The organism is Corallococcus sp. AS-1-6 (assembly GCF_020037015.1).
Taxonomy (GTDB): domain Bacteria; phylum Myxococcota; class Myxococcia; order Myxococcales; family Myxococcaceae; genus Corallococcus.
This window is the reverse complement of the sequence record NZ_JAIQDE010000066.1, coordinates 1-6,661: the sequence shown is the minus strand read 5'-3', so window position 1 is coordinate 6,661 and position 6,661 is coordinate 1. Positions and strand designations below refer to the sequence as shown.

Here is a 6,661-nt window from a genome sequence, read left to right as displayed (position 1 = left end):
TCCTGTCCCCCTTGTCGCTTGGCAGCCGGCCAACTGGCCTCGCTATTCCGCGCAGACCTCCAGTCGGACAGGTTTTCGGCCAACCCGCCGCCGGTGGCGGGCCCGGCGAACCTCGCCTACGTCATCTACACGTCCGGCTCCACCGGCACGCCCAAGGGCGTGATGGTGCAGCACCGGTCGGTCCTCAACTTGCATCAGGCGCTGACCCGCAGCCTCCACGCGGGGCTGGCACCGGGACAGCGCGTCACGGTCAACGCGCCGCTGCACTTCGACGCGTCCATCGCCCAGGTGGTCCAGTTGCTGAGCGGCCACTGCCTGCACGTCGTCCCTCAGGAGGTGCGGCAGGACGCGGAGGCGATGGTGGCGTGGCTGGAGGACCAGCGCATCGACGTGCTGGACTGCACGCCGTCACAGTTGCGGCTCATGCTGGCCGCGGGCCTGCTGGAGCGCTCGCATGTCCCGGGTGTCATCTCCGTGGGTGGCGAGGCCGTGGACGAGAGCTCCTGGCGCCAACTGCGGGCCTCCCACCGGACGCGGGCGTTCAACGAATACGGCCCCACGGAATGCACGGTGGACGCGATGGACTGGCGCATCCAGGACGCCGCGCAAGAGACTCCCGTCATCGGCCGCCCGTTGGCCAACCTCCAGGCGTACGTGCTGGACGCCCGGCAGCGGTGGGTGCCCTTCGGGACGCCGGGAGAGCTGTGCCTCGGGGGTGAAGGCGTCACGCGCGGCTACCTGGGCCGCCCGGACCTGACGGCCGAGCGCTTCGTTCCGGATCCGTTCAGCGCGGAGCCCGGCGCGCGGCTCTACCGCACGGGTGACAAGGCCCGTTGGCGCGAGGACGGCACGCTCGAATACCAGGGCCGGTTGGACTTCCAGGTGAAGCTGCGCGGCTACCGGATCGAACCCGGCGAGATTGAAGCCTCGCTGCGCTCGCACCCGGACGTCCGGGACGCGGTGGTCCTGGTGCGCGAAGACCGGCTCATCGCCTGGGTCTCGCCCCAGATGGAAACGGCGCCCCTGCGTCAGCACCTCCTGCGGACCCTGCCGGAGTACATGGTGCCCGCCGCGTTCGTGGCGCTGGACGCCCTGCCCCAGACCGCCAACGGCAAGGTGGACCGTGACGCCCTGCCCTCGCCGGACGCCGCCCCGGCCTCCGAGCGCGTCATCGAGCCGCCCTCGACGCCCACCGAGGCGGCGCTGATCCCGCTGTGGCTCGAAGTGCTGCGCGTGCCCGCCGTGGGCCGCCACGACGGCTTCTTCGAGCTGGGCGGCCACTCGCTGCTGGCCACGCAGTTGGTGTCGCGCGTGCGCAAGCACTTCGGAGTGGAGCTGCCCCTGCGGGCCCTGCTGCAGGGGCCCACCGTGGCGGAGCTGGCGCGACGCATCGACTTGCTCCTGCAACCCCGGAGTCAGGAGGCGTCCTCGTCCGCGTTGCCCTCGCTGCGCCGCGCGGAGCGGCCGGACGTGCTGCCGCTGTCCTTCGCGCAGCAGCGCATGTGGTTCGTCGAGCAGTTGGGCACCGCGGGCACCGCCTACAGCATCTCGCACCTGCTGGACCTGGACGGCTCGCTGGACGTCATCGTCCTGCTGGCCGCGTTCGACGAGCTGGTGCGCCGCCACGAAGCGCTGCGCACCACGTTCCAGTCGCGGGAAGGCACGCCGTCGCAGGTCATCCACCCGCCGTTCCCCATGTCCCTGCGGCACGCGGACCTGTCCTCGCTCCCGACGCATGAGGCTCGGGAGGCGGAGGTCTCGCGGCTGGCGCGGGAGGAGTCCTCCACCCCGTTCGACCTGGAGCAGGGCCCGCTGTTCCGGGGGCTCCTGATGAAGCTGGGGCCCACGAAGCACGTGCTGCTGCTCGACACGCACCACATCGTCACGGATGGCTGGTCCACGGGCGTGCTGGTGCGGGAGATGGGCGCGCTCTACGCGGCGTTCGCGGCCGAGCAGCCGTCGCCGTTGCCGGAGCTGACCGTGCAGTTCGCGGACCACGCGCTCTGGCAGCGCGCCTGGTTCCAGGGCGAGGTGCTGGAGTCGCAGGTGGCGTACTGGCGCGAGCAGTTGGAAGGCGCCGCGCCCTACCTGGAGCTGCCCACGGACCATCCGCGTCCTGTCGCGCAGGGGGGCTATCGGGCTGGAGCCCAGGCGCTCGTGCTGTCGCGCGAGCTGAGCGAAGCGGTGGAGGCGTACGCGCGGCGGACGTCCGCCACGCCCTTCATGGTGCTGCTCGCGGGCTTCCAACTGCTGCTGCACCGGTACTCCGGACAGGAGGACGTGCTCGTGGGGTCGCCCATCGCGGGCCGTCGCCACGCCGAGTCGGAGTCGCTGATCGGCTACTTCGCGAACACGGTCGTGCTGCGCACCCGGGTGCACAGGACGCAGCGCTTCCGCGAGCTGCTGGAGCAGGTGCGCGCCACCACGCTGGGCGCGTACGAGCACCAGGACCTGCCGTTCGAGAAGCTGGTGGAGGTGATCCAGCCGCAGCGCGACCTGGGCCGCACGCCGCTCTTCCAGGTGACGTTCACGCTCCAGAACGCGCCCATGCCGGAGCTGGCGCTGCCAGGACTGACGATCAAGCCCCGCGAGGACCTGAAGGAGTCCACCCTCTTCGACCTGCAATGCGTGCTGTCCCGGGGGCCGGACGGCTTCGAAGGCGTGCTGGGCTTCAACCAGGACCTCTTCGAACCGGCCACGGTGGCCGGCATGGTGGAGCACCTGCGCGTGCTGCTGGAGTCCGCGCTCCGCTCGCCGGATGCGCGGCTGCCGGAGCTGCCGTGGCTCACCGGGGCGGAGCGTCAACGGCTGCTCTCCGACTGGAGCGGCACCTCCCGCGACTTCCCGCGTGACGCGTCCGTGGCCTCGCTCTTCACCGAGCAGGCCGCTCGGACACCGGACGCCACGGCGCTGAAGGCCGGGGAGCGGCGGATGTCCTACGCGGCGCTGGACCGGGCGTCGAACCAGCTCGCGCACCACCTGCGGCGCCAGGGCGTGCGGCCCGGCCACCGGGTGGGCGTGTGCGTGGAGCGTTCCTTCGAGAGCATTACCGCCCTGCTCGGCATCCTGAAGGCCGGCGCGGCGTACGTGCCGGTGGACCCACAGGCCCCGGCGGAGCGCATCGCGTGGGTGCTGCGCGAGGCGGGCGTCAGCCTGCTCGTGACGGAGGAAGCGGTGGCCGACGAGCTGCCGGCCGTGACGGACCTCCAGGTCCTGCTGGACGCGGACGCCGCGGCCATCGCGAAGCAGTCCGAAGCGGCGCTGGACGTGGCGGTGTCCTCGGAGGCGCTGGCCTACGTGATGTTCACGTCGGGCAGCACCGGCCGGCCCAAGGGCGTCAGCGTCCCGCACCGGGGCATCACGCGTCTGGTGCGCGGCGCGGACTTCATCCACTTCGGGCCCGAGGAGGTCTTCCTCCACCTGGCGCCCATCGCGTTCGACGCGTCCACGCTGGAGGTCTGGGGCGCGCTGCTCAACGGCGCCACGTTGGTGGTGGCCCCCGCGGGCGCGTTGTCGCTCGGGGACACGGGCTCGCTGCTGCGGCGCGAGGGCGTCACCACGCTGTGGCTCACCGCGGCGCTCTTCGAGCAGATGGTGCTGCACCAGGGCGAAGCGCTGGCCCGGGTGAAGCAGGTGCTGGCGGGCGGCGACGTGCTGCCCGTGGAGCGCGTGCGCGAACACCTGAAGCGGATGCCGCCGGGCGCCGTGCTGGTCAACGGCTACGGCCCCACGGAGAACACGACTTTCTCCGCGACGCACACGTTGCGCGCTGGGGACACCGTGGGCCGCTCGGTGCCCATCGGCCGGCCGGTGTCGAACTCCACGGTGTGGGTGCTGGACGCGGCGCTCCAGCCCGTGCCGCCGGGTGTGCCGGGAGCGCTGTACGTGGGCGGAGACGGTCTGGCCTGGGGCTACCTCCAGCGCCCGGACCTCACGGCCGAGCGCTTCATCCCCCACCCCTTCGCCACTGAGCCGGGAGCGCGCCTCTACGACACGGGCGACCGCGTGCGCTGGCTGCGCGATGGGACGCTGGAGTTCCTGGGCCGCGCGGACTTCCAGGTGAAGCTGCGAGGCTTCCGCGTGGAGCCGGGCGAAATCGAAGCCGTGCTGCGCCAGTCGCCCGAAGTCCAGGAGGCGGTGGTCGTGGTGCGCGAGGACGTGCCCGGCGACAAGCGCCTCGTCGCCTACGTCGTGAGCGGTGAAGGCGTGGACACGGCGGCGCTGCGAGCGGCCGTGCAGAGGCAGCTTCCGGACTACATGGTGCCGGCGGCCATCGTGGTGCTGCCCAAGCTGCCGCTGAGCGCCAACGGGAAGGTGGACCGCAAGGCCCTGCCCGCGCCGAAGGCCCGGACCTCCGAGGCTCCGAGCATCACCTCGCACCGCAATCCGCTGGAGAAGGCGCTCGCGGACATCTGGGCGGAGGTGCTGCACCTGCACACGGTGGACATCCACGGCGACTTCTTCGAGCTGGGCGGGCACTCGCTGCTGGCCACCCAGGTGGTGTCGCGCATTCGCTCAACGCTGGGGTTGGAGGTGCCGCTGGGCGAGCTGTTCCGGTCGCCCACGGTGGCCTCGCTGGCGGAGAAGCTGGCGGAGGCCCGCCGCACGCAGGCGCCGCCGCTGGTCCGGGTGGAGCGCACGTCCGCGCCGCCACTGTCCTTCGCGCAGCAGCGGCTGTGGTTCATCGACCAGTTGGAGCCGGGCAGCCCGCTCTACAACATGCCGCTGGCGCTGAGCCTCACCGGCGAGCTGGACGTGGAAGCGCTGCGCGCGAGCCTGGACGCGCTGATGGCGCGGCATGAAGCCCTGCGGACCACGTTCCGCATGGAGAACGGCCGCCCCGTGCAGGACATCCATCCGGAGGGCCACGTCCCCCTGGAGACGGTGGACCTGACGGGCCTGGGCAGCCGCGCCGCGAGGCAGGCCGAAGCCCAGCGCCTGGGCCACGCGGAGACGCTGCGCCCGTTCGACCTGACGCGCGGGCCCGTGATTCGCGCGCTGCTCATGAAACTGGAGGCCAGCGAGCACGTGCTGGTGCTGCACCTGCATCACATCGTGTCCGACGGCTGGTCGCTGGGCGTCCTCGTGCGGGAGCTCACGGCCCTCTATGCGGCGCTGCGAACGGGCCAGCCCGTGACGCTGCCCCCGCTGCCGGTGCAATACGCGGACTACGCCATCTGGCAGCGCGGCTGGCTCCAGGGCGGAGTGCTCCAGGCGCAGGTGGCGTGGTGGAAGCAGCAGTTGTCCGGAGCGCCCCTCGTGCTGGACCTGCCCACGGACCGGCCGAGGACGGCCGGTGCTTCGCGGCGCGGTGGTCTGATCCGGGTGACGCTGCCTCGCACCCTGAGCGAGCGCGTGGATGCGCTGGCGCAAGCCGAAGGCGCCACGCCCTTCATGGCGCTCCTGGCGGCGTTCCAGGCCGTGCTCTCACGCGTCTCCGGACAGGACGACGTGCTGGTGGGCTCGCCCATCGCGAACCGCCGGCAGGCGGAGACGGAGGGCCTCATCGGCTTCTTCGTCAACATGCTGGTGCTGCGCGGGCGCTTCAGCGCGCGGACGACGTTCCGCGAGCTGCTCACGCAGATGCGCGCCACCACGCTGGGCGCGTACGAGCACCAGGACATCCCCTTCGAGCACCTGGTGGAGGCGCTCCAGCCCGAGCGTGACCTGGGCCGCACGCCGCTGTTCCAGGCGATGTTCGCGCTCCAGAACGCCCCTCTGCCGGAGCTGGCGGTGCCCGGCCTCGCCGTAGCGCCCACCAACCTGGAGGGCGAAGCCCCCTCGCAGTTCGAGCTGGCCCTGAACCTGAGCCGCTCCTCGGAAGGCTACGAGGGCCATCTGGGCTACGCGGCGGATCTGTTCGACACGGCCACCATCGAGCGGCTGTTCGCCCAGGTGCGGCGGCTGCTGGAGGCCGTGTGCGACGCGCCGGACCTGCCGTTGGCGGACGTGTCGCTCGTCTCGCCGGAGGAGCTGGTGCGGCTGGTGCGCATGGGCAGCGGCGAGCTGGTGGACTTCGAGCGGGACGCCACGCTGCACGGCCTCATCGAGCGGCAGGTGGCGCGCGCGCCAGATGCGCTGGCCGTGGTGTTCGAGGAGACGGCGCTGACGTACCGGCAGCTCGACACGCGGGCGAACCAGCTCGCGTGGCGGCTGCGGTCGCTGGGCGTGGGGCCGGAGGTGAAGGTGGCGCTGTGCCTGGAGCGCTCGGTGGAGGCCCTCGTGGCGCTCCTCGCGGTGCTGAAGGCCGGTGGCGCCTTCGTCCCGTTGGACCCTGGCGCCCCGGCGGCGCGCAGGGACTTCGTGCTGAAGGACAGCGGCGCGGCCGTGCTCGTCATGACCGAAGCCGCCTGCGGGGATTGGAGCCCCTACGGCGTCCACGAAGTGTGGCTGGACGTGGAGCAGACCGGCCTGGGCGCCCTCTCGCATGAGCCCCTGCCCTCCCTGACGGGCCCGGAGCACCTGGCGTACGTGCTGTACACGTCCGGCTCCACCGGCAGTCCAAAGGGCGTGATGGTGCAGCACCGCACCATCCTCAACATGCACCGGGCCTTCCTCCGCGCGTTCTACGCGGGCCAGCCCAGGGGGCAGCGCGTCAGCGTCAACGCGCCGCTGTACTTCGACGCGGTGATGGACCGCGTGGTGCAGCTCATCGACGGGC

1 protein-coding gene is annotated in these 6,661 nt (G+C 71.9%); it reads left to right on the top strand.

Annotation, left to right across the window (positions count from 1 at the left end; translation table 11 throughout):
* Positions 1–93: 93 nt before the first annotated feature.
* Positions 94–6,661, top strand: a 6,568-nt coding sequence (locus tag K8612_RS38535) for a non-ribosomal peptide synthetase (RefSeq protein ID WP_223765901.1), incomplete at its 3' end; no start/stop codon positions are given.